Genomic DNA, 1,971 nt, shown 5'->3' with positions numbered 1-1,971 from the left:
CCATGAACCGCCTGTCCGCGGCGCACCAGGCAGCCGTGGACCCGCCCGGCACCGCCTGGGTCCCGGCAGGCGGGGACGAGTTCGCGGCCGGCGCGGTGGACGCAGGCGCCTGGAACGTCTACGAGTCGAAGGGGGCGTTCGGCAACGGCCGCCGCGTCCCGGAGGCGGTGACCCAGGGGGACGGCGTCCTCACGATCACCGGGAGGTCCGCGGACGGCGGCACGTCCGGCGGCATGGGGATGAAGAAGGGCCAGCTCTACGGCCGCTGGGAGTTCCGGGCGCGCACGGACAAGGGCGTCGGCTTCGGGTCGGCGATCCTGCTGTGGCCGGACTCCGAGAAGTGGCCGGAGGACGGCGAGCTGGACATGATGGAGGTCCCCAGCCCGGAGCGGACCGCCGCCCACACGATCATCCACTGGGGTGCGGACAACCAGACGTTCGGCGGCTCGGCCCCGGGCGACTTCTCCCAGTGGCACACGTTCTCGTTCGAGTGGCTGCCGAACCGGCTCACGATGTTCGTCGACGGCGTCAAGACGTTCGAGACGCTCGACCCGGCGATGATCCCCACGAAGCCGATGCACGCCACGATCCAGCTGGACCAGGGCCCGGCCCCCGGCTGGCTCGACGCCCCGCCCCCGGGCGGCCCGGACATCCGGCTGCAGGTCGACTACCTGCGGGTCTCCACCCTTCCGGGCCAGCCGGTCTGATCCGCGTCCGGCGACCCCGCGGCGGCGTGTCGGTGCCGTGGGGTAGACAGTCCGCGTGACGCTCGCCGCCGGTCTGCTCGCCCCCTCGGTGCTGGCCCGCGCGCTCGGCCTGCCCGCCCCGACGCAGCAGCAGGCCGCGGTGATCGCGGCACCGCCGGAGTCCGCGCTGGTCGTCGCGGGTGCGGGCGCGGGCAAGACGGAGACCATGGCGGCGCGGGTCGTCTGGCTCGTCGCGACCGGGCAGGTCCTGCCCGAGCAGGTCCTCGGGCTCACGTTCACCCGCAAGGCCGCCCAGCAGCTCGGCACCCGCGTCCGGTCCCGGTTGCGCAGGCTCGCAGGCTCCCCGCTGCTCGACGAGCTGGACCCCGGCGGCGGCCGCCGCGCGGCCCTGCTGGCGGGCGAGCCGACTGTCGCGACCTACCACGCCTACGCGGGTCGGCTGGTGTCCGAGCACGCGCTGCGGCTGCCCGCCGAGCCCGCGTCCCGGCTCCTGGGGCAGACGGCGTCGTGGCAGCTCGCGCACCGGGTCGTCAGCTCGTGGGCGGCGGACCTGGAGGTGGACCGGGTCCCGGCCACGGTCACGGGGTACCTGTTGGCGTTGGCGGGGGAGCTGGGGGAGCACCTCGTCGAGCCCGAGCGGCTGCGCCGCTTCACCACCGAGCTGCTGGAGGTCATGGAGACGGCGCCGCCCGCGAAGCGGCAGCGCGCGGACCCCTCGCAGAAGTACAAGGACAAGATGTTCGCGCAGCGGCTGCGCACGGAGCTGTTGCCCCTGGTGGAGGAGTACGCACGGCGCAAGTCCGCCGAGCGCGCGATGGACTTCTCCGACCAGCTCGCGATCGCCGCCCGGGTGGCCGAGGCGCGGCCGGAGGTCGGCGAGATCGAACGCGGCCAGTACCGCGCCATCCTGCTCGACGAGTACCAGGACACGGGGCACGCCCAGCGCGTCCTGCTGCGGGCGTTGTTCGGCCGGATCCCCGGCGAGGCCGCCCGGAGCGAACCGTTGGCCGTCACGGCCGTCGGCGACCCCTGCCAGTCGATCTACGGCTGGCGCGGGGCGAGCGCGGGCAACCTCGCCCGGTTCCGCACGGACTTCCCCGGGCCGGACGGCGAACCCGCGCGCGAGTACGGCCTGCTCACCAGCTTCCGCAACCCGGCCGAGGTCCTCGACCTGGCCAACGTCGTCTCGGAGCCGCTGCGCACCGAGGCCGTGTCCGTCGACACGACCGCGGCCGACATCCGGCCGGACAAGCTGACCGACGAG

The 1,971-nt window shown here is 74.4% G+C and carries 2 protein-coding genes; both read left to right on the top strand.

Features of this window, described 5'->3' with window-relative positions; translation table 11 throughout:
* The coding region (locus tag H5J29_RS30670; RefSeq protein ID WP_220188135.1) for a glycoside hydrolase family 16 protein at positions 1-707 on the top strand (707 nt) is incomplete at its 5' end.
* A gap of 55 nt (positions 708-762) precedes the next feature.
* Positions 763-1,971 (top strand): ATP-dependent helicase (locus H5J29_RS30665; protein ID WP_312858484.1); only part of this gene is annotated, 1,209 nt, incomplete at its 3' end.

It is taken from the genome of Pseudonocardia pini, assembly GCF_013870575.1.
Taxonomy (GTDB): domain Bacteria; phylum Actinomycetota; class Actinomycetes; order Mycobacteriales; family Pseudonocardiaceae; genus Pseudonocardia; species Pseudonocardia pini.
The sequence above is the reverse complement of the archived record's forward strand: the minus strand, read 5'-3'. Positions and strand labels throughout refer to the sequence as shown.